Annotated in this window: 16 protein-coding genes; 4 read left to right on the top strand and 12 right to left on the bottom strand. The window is 47.8% G+C overall.

Going from position 1 to position 17,627, the window contains the following annotated elements:
- Positions 1-166: 166 nt before the first annotated feature.
- The 3 genes from Q1B04_RS05850 to Q1B04_RS05840 all read right to left on the bottom strand — a co-directional run bounded on the left by Q1B04_RS05850 (position 167) and on the right by Q1B04_RS05840 (position 3,652).
- Positions 167-502, bottom strand: a complete 336-nt coding sequence (locus Q1B04_RS05850) for a helix-turn-helix domain-containing protein (protein WP_299756729.1) — start codon at positions 500-502, stop codon at positions 167-169.
- 102 nt (positions 503-604) lie between these two features.
- A complete protein-coding gene (locus Q1B04_RS05845) occupies positions 605-2,404 on the bottom strand; it encodes a hypothetical protein (protein WP_299756727.1) in 1,800 nt (599 codons plus the stop codon).
- Between the two features lie 18 nt (positions 2,405-2,422).
- Positions 2,423-3,652 (bottom strand): site-specific integrase, encoded by a 1,230-nt coding sequence (locus Q1B04_RS05840; protein ID WP_299756724.1) that lies wholly within the window; start codon positions 3,650-3,652, stop codon positions 2,423-2,425.
- Positions 3,653-4,180: 528 nt separating this feature from the next.
- Here Q1B04_RS05840 and Q1B04_RS05835 point away from each other — a divergent pair.
- Together Q1B04_RS05835 and Q1B04_RS05830 are read left to right on the top strand one after the other, a co-directional pair.
- Complete coding sequence (locus Q1B04_RS05835) at positions 4,181-4,615, top strand: DUF2267 domain-containing protein (RefSeq protein WP_299756721.1); 435 nt, start codon at positions 4,181-4,183, stop codon at positions 4,613-4,615.
- Between the two features lie 71 nt (positions 4,616-4,686).
- On the top strand, positions 4,687-5,469 hold the full coding sequence (locus Q1B04_RS05830) for a hypothetical protein (protein WP_299756718.1): 783 nt from the start codon (positions 4,687-4,689) through the stop codon (positions 5,467-5,469).
- Positions 5,470-5,529: 60 nt separating this feature from the next.
- On the opposite strand, the gene cysK is transcribed toward Q1B04_RS05830, so the two are convergent.
- From cysK to Q1B04_RS05800, 6 genes are all read right to left on the bottom strand, one after another.
- Positions 5,530-6,447, bottom strand: coding sequence for a cysteine synthase A (gene cysK / locus Q1B04_RS05825; protein ID WP_299756715.1), 918 nt, complete (start codon positions 6,445-6,447; stop codon positions 5,530-5,532).
- Between the two features lie 24 nt (positions 6,448-6,471).
- On the bottom strand, positions 6,472-7,233 hold the full coding sequence (locus Q1B04_RS05820) for a serine O-acetyltransferase (protein ID WP_299756712.1): 762 nt from the start codon (positions 7,231-7,233) through the stop codon (positions 6,472-6,474).
- 226 nt (positions 7,234-7,459) lie between these two features.
- Complete coding sequence (locus Q1B04_RS05815; RefSeq protein WP_299756709.1) at positions 7,460-8,158, bottom strand: hypothetical protein; 699 nt, start codon at positions 8,156-8,158, stop codon at positions 7,460-7,462.
- Positions 8,159-8,501: 343 nt separating this feature from the next.
- The gene (locus Q1B04_RS05810; RefSeq protein ID WP_299756707.1) at positions 8,502-9,683 is read right to left on the bottom strand and encodes an MFS transporter; all 1,182 of its coding nucleotides are present in this window, start codon (positions 9,681-9,683) and stop codon (positions 8,502-8,504) included.
- Positions 9,684-9,848: 165 nt separating this feature from the next.
- The gene (locus tag Q1B04_RS05805) at positions 9,849-10,349 is read right to left on the bottom strand and encodes a hypothetical protein (protein ID WP_299756705.1); all 501 of its coding nucleotides are present in this window, start codon (positions 10,347-10,349) and stop codon (positions 9,849-9,851) included.
- Between the two features lie 18 nt (positions 10,350-10,367).
- Positions 10,368-10,844, bottom strand: a complete 477-nt coding sequence (locus Q1B04_RS05800; protein ID WP_299756702.1) for a hypothetical protein — start codon at positions 10,842-10,844, stop codon at positions 10,368-10,370.
- 118 nt (positions 10,845-10,962) lie between these two features.
- Between Q1B04_RS05800 and Q1B04_RS05795 the strand changes: the two genes are divergently transcribed.
- A complete protein-coding gene (locus tag Q1B04_RS05795) occupies positions 10,963-12,951 on the top strand; it encodes a peptidylprolyl isomerase (protein WP_299756699.1) in 1,989 nt (662 codons plus the stop codon).
- Between the two features lie 283 nt (positions 12,952-13,234).
- Here the strand turns inward: Q1B04_RS05795 and Q1B04_RS05790 are convergent, their stop codons facing one another.
- On the bottom strand, positions 13,235-13,897 hold the full coding sequence (locus Q1B04_RS05790; RefSeq protein WP_299756697.1) for a thioredoxin family protein: 663 nt from the start codon (positions 13,895-13,897) through the stop codon (positions 13,235-13,237).
- A 202-nt stretch (positions 13,898-14,099) separates the two neighbouring features.
- On the opposite strand from Q1B04_RS05790, the gene Q1B04_RS05785 reads away from it, so the two are divergent.
- Entirely contained in the window at positions 14,100-15,062 is a 963-nt protein-coding gene (locus Q1B04_RS05785; RefSeq protein ID WP_299756695.1) for an NAD-dependent epimerase/dehydratase family protein, read from the top strand.
- A gap of 401 nt (positions 15,063-15,463) precedes the next feature.
- Here the strand turns inward: Q1B04_RS05785 and Q1B04_RS05780 are convergent, their stop codons facing one another.
- Both Q1B04_RS05780 and Q1B04_RS05775 read right to left on the bottom strand, forming a co-directional pair.
- A complete protein-coding gene (locus Q1B04_RS05780; protein WP_299756693.1) occupies positions 15,464-16,387 on the bottom strand; it encodes a DUF1684 domain-containing protein in 924 nt (307 codons plus the stop codon).
- A gap of 137 nt (positions 16,388-16,524) precedes the next feature.
- Positions 16,525-17,547, bottom strand: coding sequence for an AraC family transcriptional regulator (locus tag Q1B04_RS05775; RefSeq protein ID WP_299756691.1), 1,023 nt, complete (start codon positions 17,545-17,547; stop codon positions 16,525-16,527).
- Positions 17,548-17,627: the final 80 nt, after the last annotated feature.

Raw genomic sequence — 17,627 nt, 5'->3', positions numbered from 1 at the left:
TTCCAGATCACGTTTATACCGTGTTATGCATTTCTGTGGAATGCCTGTTTCAGCCGAAACCATTGAAGCCGTAGCTACGTGCTTCTGTAAATATCTAAATATGGTTTGCAGCTGGGTTCGGTGGGTATTACCTTTGGCTTGTCGATTACAAAGGGGGTTGCTGAGCTTATGCACGGTTACCCCCTTTCATTTTACGTCTTGCTGAAGCGGCTAATAAAGCCGTAGCATCATCGCTGCTCTTCTCTACTGTCTGTTCTTCTACCCAAGAATTGAGTTCTTTACGGCTGAAGATAAGCTTACCAGCATACCTTTTACAAGGGATGGCATGTTGGGCTGAAAGCTTATAGAGTTTAGATTTACTAAGCCCTGTGATTTCCAACGCTTCTGCGAATGTGCAGCGGTCAGGCTTGGTGGGCGGGGTTGTTTGTGGGGATAATGCTTTATTTACTGCACTTTGAATAAGAGTGCTTAGCTGCTCCCCTGTTAATTGAACAATTATCATTACAGTATCATTTAGTGAAACAATACCGCAATAGTATAGGTGGTTTTAGTGCAGCTTCAATGCGCTAAATTGCTACTACACTAAAACTACAGTAGATTTTTTTTAATTACAGATAGAATCTAATATTGGTAAAGGATATTTAGGTGAGTGCATATTAAAACCATTCTTCTTATTTTTTACCATTACCTTATCTAGGTAAGGAACTGTAAAATGCTTTACATCTTTTCCATCTGCTTGATATTCGAAATTTTGAATGATCCACTCTTTTAACTGTTTCTTTATACATTTAGTAATAAAGCTATTTTCAAAAAGAACATTGAATGCATCTGCAAGTAGATTCCCATTATTAATAAATAACAGCGGTTTGTTATTGGCTGTTTTTCCAGTTTTTAATAGAGTTTTCAGATCCTCATGATGTTCTACTTTAAAATGAGGTTTTAAAGCTTCACAAATAGCATTAGCTACACTTGGAGTAAAATAAGGTATTCCTTCTACTGGTTCATTTTCTGTTTTACTAGTAGTACTTGTTTTATAGTGATGTTGCTGAACTTGCTCAAGATTGATTTGTTTTCGCTTAGCCTCTAATCTTGCTTTAGTAATCTTCTTTAGTGATTCTAAACCCGCAATGCTTTCCGCTAATAACCGCTTATGTTTCTCGTTTAGGCTCGGAACATGCTTAAATACCATTCCTTGATATGGATAAGCCTCAATAACTTGTGAGGTATAGCTATTTATTGCTGCTTCTTCATATTCGAGTTCTTGCAGGGTTAAATCTCTTTCTGTAACTCTTGCCTTCTTATTAGTAGTGTAATCTTTTATTTTCGCTATCTCGCTTTCTTGTTCTTCGAACGTCCTCCAGTCCTGATATTCTAAATCTGCAAACAGTTTAACTGCATGTACTTCTTCCGACTTATCCATTTTCTCTGACTGGGTATTGGGCTGTTTAAAGCTCTGAAGCTGTGCAGTGTGGAACAACTCCCAAAAAGAATAGATATAATAATCTAAAGCCATACGGGGTGGCTTACAATTTGAAACTACATTACCCTCATTAATAATAATCTTGCCTTTCTCTCTTTGGCATGTTTCTAAATATTCATGAATTTGTTTTTCACGCTCCTTTGCACGACCTGTTTTGATGTAGCTTACATTTAGGTCTATTTCATGCTTCATTCCGTAATCATCATAATTACTATTAAGCTCACTAAGTAATGTTTGATAGTCAGGCTCATATTGATACTTATCTTTAAACAATTCTATTGTTTCAGCTATAGCAGCTTCTTTAATTTCAAGTACTTCCGCCATTGTTGTTGATTGAGTTTTAATATTCTCTTTAGTTTTTGGCGGTTCTGGCTTATCATTCACAGATTTATAGATACTATCCAAAGCTAAACGCTTCTTTTCAATTCCTTTGATATCTAGAAAATTGGGTTTTGATAACTGTTTAACTCTATCAAGTGTTTCAGTATTGAGTAAACCACTTTTATAAAGTAGCTCTTCATATTCTTCAACTTTTACCCATGCTTGCAATACAAGATTTAATGTTCCTAATAAAGCTATTTGTTGAGAAAAGAACCATACTCCTATGTGGGTATAATATGACCTACCACTAAAACCTGATAGCCTTACATAGTTTAAAGTAGGGTACTGAGTATCTAAATGATTATGATATGATTTATTGCCTTGTTCGTCTTCATCCCAACTGACATGGCCTGCCCTATTTAGTTCTGATATAAGTATACCTTTACCCCAATTTACGGCATTTACAAGCCCCTCAATAATCAGAGGGTTGTTTGTGTAATTATCTTGTATGAAATTATGATAGTGATTCTCCCAATCGCTTTCAGGCATACCTATAGTATCTAGAAAGCAGTTGTTGTAGTCTTTAGTAAGTAGTTTCTTCATAGATATTTATTTCAAACACTAAAAGTTAGTGAGCAATGCAGCGTTTTTAACCCGCTCTTCCTGCTCAAATGAAGCTAAATAGGATTCAGTTACCTTAATATCTTGGTGGCCTAAGCTCTCTGAAATAAAAGCTATGTTAGCTCCAGACCGTTTTAATACTGTGGCGTAGCTATGGCGGGCGGTGTAGGTGCTAATGTTAGGTATACCCAACTTCTTACCAATGGCTTTAAGCTTGGTATTCATCAACTTTGTGATGTTCTTAATCTTGGTGCGCTCTTCTTCGGGGCTTTCCTCACCTTGCAGGATAGGGAATACAAACGTATCAAGATCTACCTCTTCGTTACCCCAGCGGCTTATAATGGCCTGCATTTCGGGTAATAAGGTGGCATGTATCAATTTCTTTTTCTTAGCCTTAGCTAAGGTCTTTTGACGGTAAAAACAAACCTCGCCATTACGAATATTAGCATATTTTAATTTACAGATGTCGGTAATGTTTGCCCCGTTACATAAGTAAGAGAAAAACCAAAGATCACGGCATTTCTCTATTGTATCGGTTTCACATTCATACTGTACTATTTTCTTTATGTCGCTTAGGGCTAAAGCAATGTTTCTGCCTGCATGCTGTGGTATTTCATAGCGGCCTTTTCCGAATGGATGTTGAGCGGGTTTGATGATACCTGCGGCCTTTGCCTCATTAATAACAACCTGCAACGCCCGCATGTACATGGATATAGTAGTATAGCTTTTACCTTCACCTAAAAGGTACTGCTCATATTGCCTTAACCAATCTACTGTAACATGTTTAAACTCTATCTTCTTACCTTTTTTAAATAGCCCTATGCTTCTAAGCGTGTACTTATACCAATCTGAAGTACTTACTTTACCCCGTGCTTTTAACTCTTCTAGCTTAGCTGTGAATGCAGCGTTCAAAGTACTGCTTTGGCCTTTGCTTAATTGAGCTTGCAGGACTTCAATAGAGAAATCATCATTTTTGATTAGCAGCTCAACTGTGGCCTGCAATTCTTTAGCAAACTTCTGAATTGACTCCCTTATTGCTTTTAGCTCTCTGGCTTTAGTAGTTGGCAGCTTATCCCAATCTTCAGATGTTAAGCGCTTGCCTGTGGAATAATAAGCCCGCTGGCGTAGGTGTGTTACTCTTACTTTAACAGGACACAAGCCATCTGTATTGGCTTTGCGGGTTTCAAGTATGGTAGATAGCGTAACGCCACTTTCAGAAAAGTCAAACATACTATTTGCGGTTAGCTGTGTTACCCTTTAAGGGGGTCACACAAAGGTACACACAAAGATAGCGAATGAATGAAAATATAAGAAATGATATACAAACTAAAAATATGCGTTAGTTGCTAAATAGCAACAACTTACAAAACACATACTAAAAGATGAATACAGGAGAAATACTATCAGTTTTGCATGGCATGCAAGAGGTCATCGGTTCGACTCCGATATTCTCCACGAAAGGCAACCTACACGGGTTGCCTTTTTTGTTTTAAGCCGATGCCCCGTGGCAATGTGTATTTTCTGAAATTCACTCTGCAAGAGCTGAGGCTGCAAACTCACGGTATATAGATTAATATGCCCCCTCCTGCTACCTGACACTTTAAAGTATAGGACACCCTCTTTTATAGTATCATCATCTGCCTGAAGCCCTTCCTAAATATCCGTGCCGCTTCACGGCCTTATACTTTGGTTTGCAGAACCGCCCTTTGCCTGCGCCGTAATTCTTAGAACTTGTTTCATTAAAAAAAGGAGGTAGCTATGGCATTTAATTTCGAGGATAAGCAGAAGGATGCGATTAACCTGCTAAAAAAGGTGGCAGAGGAGATGGGCACAGAAGACCTGAACCAGGCAGGCCGGGTTTTCCGGGCGGTGCTGCAGGCCATCCGCGACAGGTTACCAGTAAACGATGCCATACATTTTGCCGCCCAACTGCCTATTATCTGGAAAGGTATTTACTACGACCAGTATGACCCGGCCAAGGTGCCCGTTAAAATCCGTGACCGCCAGGAATGGATAAACTTTATCCGGAGCAAGAACGCATTTGCTGCTAATAATGACTTCCTGCAGGATAGCGCTATCATAGAGTCTTTTCAGGCAGTATACAAAGCGCTGCACCACTGCGTATCAGCCGGCGAACTGCAAAAAGTAAAGGAGGCCATGCACCAGGATATACAGGAGCTTCTGGAAGTATAATTCGATTAGATAAAGTATAAAAGGCGCGGTTACCGTATATTGTATCCGCGCCTTTATATTTTAATAACTATATGAAGAAATTATACATCGCCCTTTTAATCATTTTTAGCCTCAACGCCTGCAAACAGCAGGAATCTGAACTGACATCGGCCAACACAGCCACACAGGAAACCACAGCTTCCACAGACAGTGCGCAGGACACTACAGCAGCGCCAGTCGTTGCTTTACCCAGCTGCCAGACCGATGCGCTACACCTGCTGCCAACCGATACACCCACCACAGATGCCAGCCTGATAAAATACATGCAACAGCTGCAGCAGACCGTACAAACACAGAATGTGCAACAGCTGCGTGAGCTAATCTCGCCTGAGATACGGGCCGGGTTTGATGGCAGCGGCGGCTGGAGCAGCTTTGCGGGGCAGTGGCAACCGGAAAACAACCGATCTGAGCTTTGGCTGCTGCTAGACCATTTGCTGCGCCTTGGCGGCGGCTACCCTGTCGAAAACAACCAAAATCTTTATGCGCTTCCGTACATCTACAGCAACTGGCCTGATTCTGTGGATGCTTTTATGCATGTAGCCGTGGTAAAGAAAGGCGCTATACTTCGAGAGGAGCCCATTGCCAACGCCGCTGCTGTCTGCGCTTTGGAGCAGGTTATACTTAAAGTAGATTATGGCAAATCTTACCCCGAAGATGCACCACAGAAAGAATGGTGGCATGTGCAAGCACCGGATGCTGAATTGCAGGGTTACATACACCACTCAGACGTGCACAGCCCAGTCGGTTACCGCGCCATCTTTAACAAGAACAAACAGGGCAAATGGCAGATGTCCGCGCTTGTTACCGGAGATTAAACAGAAAAGTCCTGCCGCCAAGTTGGCAGCAGGACTTTTATACTTGTTCCTGATTTATACTTATACAAAAAGCCCTTCTACAGACAGGTATCGCTCTCCGGTATCGTAGCAGAAAGTAAGTACCTTGGCCCCTTCCGGAATCTCCTCCTCTATCTTTTTGCTGACAGCGGCTAACGATGCCCCCGACGAAACTCCAATAAACAAGCCCTCCTCGCGTGCGGCACGGCGAGCGAAATCAAATGCCTCATCTTGCTGCACCTGCACCACGCCATCCAGCAGGGTCGTATCCAGAATTTTAGGGATGAAACCGGCGCCAATGCCCTGCAGCGGGTGCGGCCCAGGCTCGCCGCCACTTAGTACTGGCGAGGCAGAGGGCTCCACCGCATATACTTTCAAGTTCGGGAATTTACCTTTCAGCACTTTGGCCACACCAGTTATATGCCCTCCGGTGCCTACGCCTGTAATCAGGTAATCCAAGCCATCAGGAAAATCCTCCAGTATCTCCTGTGCGGTGGTATCTATGTGGATCTGGGTGTTGGCCTCATTATCAAACTGCATGGGCATCCAGGCTTTGCTGTTTTCCTCCACTATTTCTTTTGCCCGCTCAATGGCGCCTTTCATACCTTTCTCACGTGGCGTCAGCTCCAAGTGTGCGCCATAGGCTGCCATCAAGCGCCGGCGCTCCACCGACATAGACTCAGGCATAACCAATATTAACTGATAGCCCTTCACGGCAGCTACCATGGCCAGTCCCACGCCCGTGTTACCGGAAGTCGGCTCCACAATTACGCTGTCTTTGGTAAGCGTTCCTTTACGTTCCGCATCCTCTATCATGGCCATGGCGATGCGGTCTTTTATACTTCCGCCGGGGTTGCTGCGCTCCAGCTTCATCCATACCTCTACCTTTTTTTTGTAGAGGTTGTTGATACGTACATGCGGCGTATTGCCTATAGATTCAAGTATGGTGTTTACTTTCATAACTTATCTTTGTCTTTATACTTTTCAGATGGAAAAATTGATTGCATTGGCAGGGTCTGCAGACCGGCGAACATCTATCTGAGGCCGATGATACACACGCGAGTAAGGCGGCACGCTTTCTGTTAGCCATACATTGCCGCCCACTATGCTATGGGCACCCACCACTGTGTTGCCGCCAAGTATGGTTGCGCCCGCGTAAATAACCACATGGTGCTCTATGGTTGGGTGGCGCTTTATGTTAGCCATAGCTTTGTCTACGCTGAGGGCACCAAGCGTTACGCCTTGGTATACTTTCACGTAATTGCCTATTACACAGGTCTCCCCTATCACTAAACCGGTGCCATGGTCTATGCAGAAGTGAGTTCCGATTTGTGCGCCAGGGTGTATATCGATGCCGGTGCGGGCATGGGCATACTCCGTTAGCACGCGGGGCAGCAGCGGCACCTGCAGTTCGTACAGGGCGTGCGCCATGCGGTACATGGCAACTGCTTTAAAGCCTGGGTAGGTTCTTACCACCTCTCCTATACTTTGGGCAGCAGGGTCACCGGCGGCAATGGCCTCGGCATCCATCAACAGCAGCTCATAAATCTGCGGAAGCTTCTGCATCATCTGCTCGGCCACTTCTTCGGCAGGCAGGGGTAGGTCCTGCTCCATACTCGTGAGGATGCGCATCATGTTCACTTTAAGCCCCTGGCTAAACTCCTCCAGCTCTTGCACCGTCTCAAAACGCACATCAGATAAGGGCGGAAAAAGCAATTGCAGCACCCCTTCCACTAGCTTGCACATGGCTGAAGCCGGCACCTGGTGTTTTGCTTTGTGGTGACTTTCAAATAAAGTATGTAAAAATTGGCTGTTCATGTTGTTCCTAAAAACGTATGCGGCAATTTGGTGTTTAAGCCTCAACAAAAAAAGATGGTATTTGTTAAAAAGCTGCACCCGCCTTACCTACCAGCACAACAGAAAAAGGGAGCCCCTGCAGGGGCTCCCTTTTTCTGTTGTGCTGCAGCATAAATTATTCGCGGCAGAACTCAATCACGTCGATGGCGCCGCCGCCGCTACGGCTGCTCTCGCTGCCAAACACCACGCGCAGTTTTACTACGCCCGGCGTATCCACACGCAGACGGGTTGCTCCGTAAGCGCCTGTAACCGGCAGGCTCATCGTTTTAATAATATTACCTTCTGCATCAAACAGCTCCAGTTTAGAGTCAGCTTCTTCTTCTGTTATATCCAATACATGCAGGCCTTTCAGGTTTATACTTCCCATAGCCGAAAAATCCATCTCGATGCGGCAGCCTTTGTTGTACAAGAAAGTCATATTGCTGTTGCCGCGCCCTACTGTTAGCACCTGGCCCATGGGGCGTATGGCGGCCGGGCTTGGCGTCCTGAATTCCTGGTTTCTGCTGTCTGGGGCACCGGTGTTAAAGAGCAGTGCAGTATTTCTGTTAAAATAGCGGCCATCTTTAATACGGTATTGTGCCAAAACACGCACAGGTGTGTTTTGGCTGTACACGGTGCTTACAGCTCCTTTGCTGGTTTCAGCTGGCGTATAGTCGTCAAATTCAATTATCTCACAGCTTGTAGGGTCGGTGCCAAAGTTTTTACCCTGTGAGGCAGATAATGCGTTCACTTCTACCTTTTCGGTTTTATCACAACTCATCAGCGCAACACCAAAAAAACAACAAAACAAAGCATTAAAAGTAAACTTTTTCATACTACACAATTTAATTTTTCTAACAATATATAAACACACAAATCACCCCGGGGCTACCCAATTTTGAGAAGCAGAGGAACCACATTAGTATTTAAATTTGATTGATTAGGGATGTAAGAGAACGGAGATGTGGTGTTATGTACGGAGCTTCGTTAGAAAAGGCTTAAATAAAATGCAGATTTTTATGCCAATCAACCATACAACTAATTGCATTTATACTATATAGGCTAACAAAATTTATTGCACCTTTTGCTACTTGTTTTCTATTTACCCTCAAATTCTGAATACATACAGATGGAATGCTGAGAGAGCTACATTTCTAGCGCAGCTCATTATGTTTGGCTTATGTTGCCGAAGCAGTTTGCTTACCAGGCACTACCAGCATCAGATACAGAAAAGCGACCAGAGAAAAAGCGCCTGCCACCCAAAACGCCAGCGGGAAGTTAGCACTTTGGTTGCCATACAGCCAGCCAGAAGCCAGCGCTCCCAAGCCAATCCCTACTTCCAGCGCAATGTACATGGTAGCCATGGCGCGGCCCCGGTGCTCCAGGTGGCTCAAATCAATCGTCCAGGAATAGATAGTGGGCGAGTTCATGCCGGTGGCCACGCCGAAAAGCACACCCGACAGCAGCAAGCCCGTATCTGTAGACACTAAACCGATAACCAGCATCGCCAAGGCCAGAAGCCCGGAGCTTACACGCAATACTGCCACGCGGCCATACTTATCGGAGGCGCGGCCGGCCAGAAACCGGATAGCCAGCGACGAAAGCGTGAAGGAGGTGAAAAACAGTCCTTTGTTCTCGATGCCCAGGTGGGCGCTAAAGTCAGGGATAACGGTGAGGATGGTGCCAAAGCTGAAGGAGGTAAACAGCATGACCAGCGAAGGGGCCAGCACCCGCGGCTCCAGTATTTCCTGGCGTGATATTCGGAAAAGGCTCCAGCTGAATTTTGCCGGGTTCTGCACCGTTTCCTGCATGTGCCAAATAACAGCCACCGACAGAAAAGCCGCCGCCGACGAAGTATAAAACATCATGCTAGCAGTGTACTCAGCAGCGATGAGACCACCCAAAGCTGGCCCAGCCGCCATGCCCAGGCTCCCGGATAAGCCAAGCAGCCCCATTGCTTCGCCGCGCCGCTCAACGGGCACCACATCAGCCACGTAAGCCGACTTGCCTGTTGGCGTAAAGCCAGTGGAAAAACCATGCACAAAACGCAGCAGCAGAAAAGCAGCCACTGTGCCCACCAGCGGGTACAGAAACCCGGCCAGCACGCATACGGCACTACCTACTACCATTACCGGCACACGCCCCACTTTATCAGCCAGCTTTCCGCTAAAAGGTCTTGAAAGGCCTGCCGTAAGCGCAAACAGCGAGATAATCAAGCCTTTATATTCTTCGCCGCCCAGGCTAGCCAGATAGTCGGGCAGCTCCGGAATAATCATATTAAAGCTAGAAAAGAAGAGGAAGGAACTCAGGCATAGCAACCCAAACTGTAACCCATACACCTGCTTTGTCTGTTCAGCCATAGTTTATACTTCAGGCCGCAATTTGGCAAAGGTTTGGGTTTTGTGCTAATCAGGTGCCAGGAATCACCTATAGATAAAGAAGTCTGGAAATGCTTTGAGAAGGGAAACAGCACAGGCTTTACTGTAGATAAGCAACTAATTAACAGCACCCTAGCCTATTTGAGTTTATACTTGCAGTGCCGGCTCGCTTGGAGATGGCTTTACACCGTTTATCATGATCCCTTTTTCCAGAGCTGCCAAGTGGATGCTCCGCGACACGTGCCGGGCTATTTCTGGTTTTTGAATAATGTTGAGGCGCATTTTAAGTACACTCCCTCCTTTTAGGATAAAGTTAACAACGTACTCTGTAATATGCAGTTCCTGGATCTGCTGCCACTCTACTATAGTTTCTGTGCCGAAAAGAGTCAGCCTGTAGATAATGCGCTCCGGAGTCATGGAGAAGTAGGCGTCTTTAAAGCGCAGGATTTCTGTGCCGTAGGCAATCGGGAGCAGGCCCAGCAACACCATAACTCCGCTGGCCAACGCCCAGCCTTCACGGAAAGATGCTATCCAGAAAAACTCTCGCAGCAACGCGTATCCTCCTCCAAAGAACAAAAAAAGACCGATAAGAAGCAAAGACCTTTTAGTGGACCGCAGCTGCTTGCTCGGATACAGATTTACATACATATAACTTGCCTTCAGATGTTAATTGAGATCAATGCTTTTAAGCCGTACGTACTGCAAAATCTGCTCTTTCACCTCATGCAGCACACGATTGTTTTGGATGCCATGCAAATTTACCTCATGCACCTCCTCATTTTTTAATACAAAAATTACTTTAAAAAGTTCGATTTTTACCAAATCAACCTCCTCCCAGTCAAATTCATGCTCTGCCTGCGAAAAACGCGTGCGGTAGCGTACTCCGGCAGCGCTGAGGGTGAGGTGCCGGCGGTACTGCGGCCGTTTATCCAGCCAGACACTCGAGATAAAGTAGGCGGGCACCAGCAGACTCAGCAGCAGAATAACCACCAGTCCGGTTGCAAAAGTTTTGAAGATGATAAGGTATAGCAGCAAGCTCATCTGCAGCACCATAGCGGCAAGCGCAAGCAGCATCATCCGCTGTTCGGCACGAGGCTTAAAAGTATAAGCTCCTTCAAAAAGTCTGATGCTGATGTCCTGCATGAGGGCCCAAGTCAATTTTCAGTCTAAAAATATAAAATTCACCTTATATTTCAAAACACCTGCACCTGCTGCATGTCGGCACATTTTAGTAACTTGAAGCCCGCATAAGAACTGACACATGAAATTACACCATACCTGGCTGCTGGCTTTGGGCACCCTGGCGTCTTGCCAGTACCTGCCCATGCAACGCAGCAACGATACCACAGAGCCTGCCAACAACAAGTTTGGAGATGTAACACTGCAGCAGATTTATACTTTGCAGGATGAGCGCAACACTACAGCGCTGTTACCTTACCTGGCCAACCCAAACACATCTTACCGCCGCCACGCAGCCTTGGCCTTTGCCTCCGTGCAGGATACCGCCGCGCTGCCTGCGCTGCACACGCTTCTGTCTGATTCGGTAGCGGCTGTACGCCAAGCCAGCGCCTTTGCACTGGGCCAGATCGGGCACAAACGAACTGAAGCAGAAATAATGGAGACCTTAGGCAAGGAGCAGGACCCGGAAGCGCAGGCGCTGTTGCTGGAAGCCCTCGGAAAAGTCGGTACCGCTAAAGCAGCTGATTTTCTGGCAGCCTACAAAGCCGCTAACCCAGAGACGCTTGCCGGGCAGGCCTGGGGAATTTACCGCTTAGGCTTGCGGCAACAGCAGAACCAGCAGGTGGTACAAAAGGCTGTTGAGCTTTTATCGGCCAGCACTATTTACGAGGCACGTTTGGCCGCTGCCCACTTTCTGGCCCGCACGCCAAAGCTAGACCTGACGCAATACCGCCAGCAACTGCTAAACTCCGCCACCTCTGATAAAGCACCAGAGGTCCGGATGGCTCTGGCGCAGGCGCTGGGCAAAGTAAGGGCGGTGGATAAGGCGGGTTTTCTGTCTGCTATCGCGCAAAGCGACCCTGACTACCGTGTGCGCCTTAGTGCGGTGCGGTCTATGAGCGGCCTGGAATTCTCTGCCATCAGCACAGCCATACTTGCCGCCCTGCAGGACCAGAACATTAACACAGCCGTGGCCACCTCAGAGTTTCTGTTGAGCAACCATGCAGGCGTGCCCGCTCAAACGCTTTTAGGCGTATTGCCCAACCTGCTCGATGCCCGCGTGCGCAGCAACGTCATCTGGGTAATCCTGAAAAACAGCCAGGTGCAGAACCGCCTGTACCTGAACCCACGTTACAAGCAGCAGTTCCATAATGCACGCACGGCTTATGATAAAGCGCACCTGCTAAAAGCCCTCTCCGGCGACTTTAACAACTATGAGTTTATAGCTGAACAAATATTTTTGGCAGAAGCGCCTGTTATTGGCACCACCGGCATGGAGGCCCTGATCCTGATGCGCCAGCAAACCGACTTTCCGAAGCGTTTGGAGACTGCTTTTTCCGAGATATTTAAACATGCTGTAGCCTCCGGCGATGTAGCCTTGGTGGGCATGGCCGCCGCCGCCATCCGCGACCCGAAGCTGAACCTGCGCAGCCAGTACAGCAACTACGCATTTCTGAGCCAGGCACAGCAGAAACTGCAGCTCCCCCGCGACATGGAGACAAACATCGAGCTACAAAAAACCGTTGACTACCTGAGCGGAAAGCAGGAGAGCGAGACACCTCAGAACCCGTTTACCCACCCGATAGACTGGGAGCTGGTAAAAACCATACATACAAACCAGCAAGTGCTGTTGCGCACCGAAAAGGGAAGTATAACGCTTCAGCTTTTTGTGGAAGACACTCCGGGCTCGGTGGCTAACTTTGTGGAACTGGCGCAGCAGGATTTCTTTAACAACTTATACTTCCATAGGGTAGTGCCGAACTTTGTGGCGCAGGGCGGCGATAAGCGCGGCGATGGCTGGGGCAGCTCAGATTATTCCATCCGTTCCGAATTCACCCCGATGCATTACTACGAAGGCTATGTAGGCATGGCTTCTGCCGGAAAAGACACCGAGAGCAACCAGTGGTTTATAACCCATTCCCCTACGCCGCACCTGGATGGCCGCTACACTATTTTCGCGAAAGTGATAGACGGTATGGACGTGGTGCACCGCCTGGAGGTAGGAGACAAAATAGTAGATGTGGAGGTGCTGGGGCTGCAGCCTGTAGCAGCAAGTAACCCGAATAAATAACCGATATTTTATACTTTAAACTGATGCAGGAAGTATAACCTCAGGAGCTGCCGGTGCTTCACATACCGGATCGGCAAAGTATAAACCAAGTAGTGCAGCGGCTGGAGCAAAATGGGTTACCCAGAGGCGCAACCGGAAAACCCATACTGGAAGAAAAAAGAGCCATTACAATAGAAGACCCCAAGGGGTGGCACCTCGTGCTGATGCCCACCCAAGGTATAGGACAAAAAAGAAAGGCTGCTCTGTTAGGAGCAGCCTTTTATACTTACTGGCAAATTATGTTTTATGAGCAGCGGGCCACGTTCATATCGGCAGGCGCTGTAAGCTTAGACCAATCCCGGATCAGCTGCTTGAACTCCTGCTGCAGTGTACGGCTCTTATCTTTGGCGTACCAGCCATGCAGCACTTCGGCAAACTCGCTGTAAGAGGCATTTTGGGCCTTCATATCTAAAAATAGCTGCTGCGCTGGCTCAGGGCGCGGCCCCCAGGTACCAAGCACTTCCATAGTACCAGTGTTCAGGGCAATCAGTTTCGGGATGGAGCGTCCGCCGTTTGTCAGGTAAGCGTCCATTACGTCCAGGTTTTCGTCGCGGAGCAACAGCTTTATGTCGATAAGCGGGGATGCATCGGCTATTTTCACGATGGCCGGCAAGCACTGGGCAGCATCGCCGCACCATGCCTCTGTCAGCACTACCCACGTCATCTTGGTCTGCACGCTTAGTATTACCTGTACCAGTTCATCTTCCAGCACGGTTCTCTCCACGCGGCGCATACGGTGCATGTTCATGCGGGTATACTCTACCATGGCATCAGAATGATTGTTGCCGGTAGTTTTGCCCTCAGCCAGCAGTTTGTCGATCATATCGCGGTACTGCGTGTAAGTGATAGCTTTTGAAAGATGCTCGGGAGTGATTACTGATGATGTTGCCATTGTCGTATCTACCATAATATTTTTGTGTGGTTCTGAAATATCGTCTTAGTTATATATTTACAAATCTACGCTTTAAATAGTTCCGCCTGCCGCTGCTGCTTGCCTCTGTCTCAGAAAAGCTGTTTGCGTAAATGGTCAAGTCGTTCGCGGCATCTGTCAAGTATAAAAGCTATGAGGCACTCTACCTTTGCAGTGTAAACTTTAACATCACAGCGCCATGGCTATCAACACCTTCAGATTTTTAGTACTCGGCGGAACAGGCAGCATTGGGTTTGCCTTTACACAGGAGCTTTTGCGGCACCAGGAGCAGGTAGCGCTGCTGGTACGAAACAAACAGAAGGCGCTAAAGTTATTTGGTCCACAGCCGACCTTACAGCTGATAGAAGGAGATGCGCAGGACGGTGAACTGCTAAAAAAGCTGGGAGCAGAAGCGACGCACATCTTCCATGGGGTAAACTATCCTTACGGGAAGTGGCAAGGCAACATGGAGCGAGTAACGCAACACGTTATTGAGGCCGCAGCCATAAACAAAGCTACGATTTTTTTCCCAGGAAACATATATAATTTTGGACTAATTAAGGTCATTGCCGAAGAAACGTCTCCAAACCCCACCACTAAAAAGGGAGCCATACGGGTAAAACTGGAGCAGCTGCTGCGGCAGGCGGCGGAGCAGAACCAGTGCCGCGTTATTACCCTTCGCCTGCCTGATTTTTGGGGCCCAAACGTTATGAATGAGGGCATTGCGCCTGTTTTCAGAGGTGCGTTAGCAGGCAAGCCAATGCCCTGGCTCTACCGCAACGACATTCCGCACCAGCTGGTGTACACGCCAGATGCCGCCCACGCCTTTTACGAACTGGCAAAACTGCCTCAGCAGGCCGCATACACTGAATATAACTATGCCGGGGAGGTGGTGCCAAGCACTAAACAGTGGCAGGCGCAGATAGCCGAGATAGCGGGCACTCAAGCTAAGTATAAAGTATACCCAGGCTGGCTTTTTAAGTGGATGGGCTTGTTCTCCCCAAACATGCGCGAGATCAGCGAAATGGGTTATCTCTGGCAAAATACTATCCTTCTAAATGACGAGAAACTGCGCCATACCTTACCGAATTTGAAACGCACACCCATGCAGCAGGCGATAGCCGAGACATTGGCGTGGCACAGAAGGGAGTTAGTGAGTTAGAAGATTAAAAAGTTTGGGGTTAGAGATACTCCTGGCGCAAGCGTCCGCTTGTGTTCTCAAAAGCAGGAAAAAAATACAGGCAGTAACTTGCGCCAGAGACAGTATGTGCGGATCAGGATTTACAGAATGCTCGGGTCGGCAGTGAATAACTGCTGTAGTTTATACTTACTGCGTAGCAAAGCCTATGTGCGGTCAGGTGTAAACCCAATACCATCAACTCAAGCGTTTAAATTTGCCGTTGTTGCGTGTTCTCACCAACAACTTGCTGGTCAGAAGACACAGCAAAGGCGACTGCTTTACTGGAGGCAACCCGAGATATACCTTAAGTTGATGGCATTGAGTCACGACCTGTCCCTACAAGCAAACACCTGCACTTGCTAACTTTCTGACTGTTAAAACTTTTACCATTTGCTCTTCTCGCCGGCAGTTATACTTATGGACAGAAAATTTTGCTTTGGCGGCAATGGGCAAGTAGCAAAACCGGTGAAGGCGCAGGGCGGCGTGTAAGCTTTATTGAAGTCGATGAAAGTTTTGCCGCTGGTGTCTGGCTTTGGCATGTACAGGTAACGGCCAGAGCCGTAGGTGTCGGTGCCGTTGGTTTTGTCAGCGAAGATGATAAACAGCTCCTCGCCCTCCTCCAGCGCATCGAGGCGATAATCTTTGCCCTCTACGGTAAACACTACCGCTCCCGGCGATGGCTCCTGTGAGGTTTGCCCCAGCACGTTAGTAATTAGGATTTGCTTCGGCAGTGGGTTCTGCTCCAGCCTTGCCTCCAGCTTCCAGATTGGCAGTACTGGGTAGCGCTCTATACCGTCAAATGCCTCACGTGCCTCGCTCTCGGCATCCCATAGCCGAACGCCATACTTGTCGCCGCGCTTAATTACGACCCATTTAAGGGAGCCATGACGCATTTCTAGTGCATGCTCCGTTCCAGAAGTATATACCACTGCCTGCTGCTGCACCGGTTCGCCATTTAACGTTACGTCAGCGGCTTTGCTTACCTGCAGCTTCACCATATCGCCATCAAGTACAAAACTGCCGGCCTGCGCAGCAACCTTACCCTCCGGAAAAACAATCTTGTTGCCCTTGCCGCTGCCGAAAGTGTTCTCGCCCGGTTCCAGCCAGTAAAGTCCTGCCAGTGCCAGCCATCCGTCTTCTTTCTGCAGATTCTCCAAACGCGTCGCATGCCATTGGTTTATACTTGCCACATAGCTAGAATCAGTATCAGCAACTTTGGCTATACTTTGCATGTTGGTTTCCTGGGTTTGGGAGCAGGAAGAAAGTATAATACTGGCCAGTGTAGCAGTAAAAAATAACTTTTTCATGGTGCTGGTGATGTTGGATGCAGGAACAAAGGTAAAAACTTATGCCGGTAACAGGTAAGCAAGTTTGCGCCAGGAGCTGCTGCTTTACAAACGGAAACTATCCTACTTTCGGGAGGAGCTAGGTATGTAACAAAAATCTACGCAGCAGCCATACTTTGGCGGTAAGCAGCCGGGGCCATACCAGTCCATTTCTTAAAAGAGCGGGAGAATACGCTTGGCTCGGAGTACCCTAACAAGTAGGCAATGTCGGTGATGGTGTTCTGGTTGTCCTGCAGGTGCTTTACGGCAATTTGCTTGCGCACCTCGTCCAGCAGCGCCTGATAGGTGGTGCCTTCTTCCTTCAATTTCCCCTGCAGGCTGCGCACGCTCATGGCCAGGCTTCGGGCTACGGTGCTTATACCTGGTTCCTCCCCTTTCAGCAGCTGTGCTATCTGGCGCTGCACCCGCTTCCGTACCGTTTTCGGTTGGTGCATTTTCTGCAGGTACTCCTCGGCATACTGCTCGAAGAACTGGTTCAGCTCCGGGTTAGCCGTTACCACTGGCAGCTTCAGGTAGGCCGCATCAAAAACAAGCCCGCCATACGTTGCGCCGAACTCCAACTCCGCTCCGGCAAAAATGCGCGTGTGCTCTTTTATACTTTGTGGCTCAGGGTAAGCCAGCAGCACCTGTTTATACTTTAGCTCCTGCCCCACCAGCGCCGAGAAGGCATTTTTGTAGATCACCAACTCTGAATCGAGGGCGTTGCGCGGGTTTTGCAGGGCCGGACTTACTATCTGCAGCTTTACCAGCGCCTGCTGCCCCTGCACCTCCAGGCTTGTGCGGATGGCGCCACAAATTATGTCCTGGTACTTGCACAGCTTCAGCAGCGACTCGTGCAGCGTAGGGGCGTTCATCATTACGTAGGCAATCGTGCCCATGGAGGTCGGGTTTATACTTTCAGCCACGTGCAGCGCCAGGTCCGGGTCCTGAGTGGCGGCGATGGCAGTGTTCCACAGGTCCTGCACCGTCTCTACCGTAATGCGTGCGTTCACGTCCTGCACCAGTTGCTGGTCCAGCCCTATTTGCCGGCAAATGGTTTCCACATCCTGCCCCTGCTGGCGCAGCACATGCAAGAGCAGCCCCACCGACGGCGCACTAAGTGTATGGGCTTCAGGTGTCATCAATCTAAAGTATGATTCTCTGTAAAAATAATAAAGTACTTGCTTAGATGCAGCTATAGTTTGGCAAAGTATAATCTTCT

Source organism: uncultured Pontibacter sp. (assembly GCF_947495565.1).
Classification (GTDB): domain Bacteria; phylum Bacteroidota; class Bacteroidia; order Cytophagales; family Hymenobacteraceae; genus Pontibacter.
The sequence above is the reverse complement of the archived record's forward strand: the minus strand, read 5'-3'. Positions and strand labels throughout refer to the sequence as shown.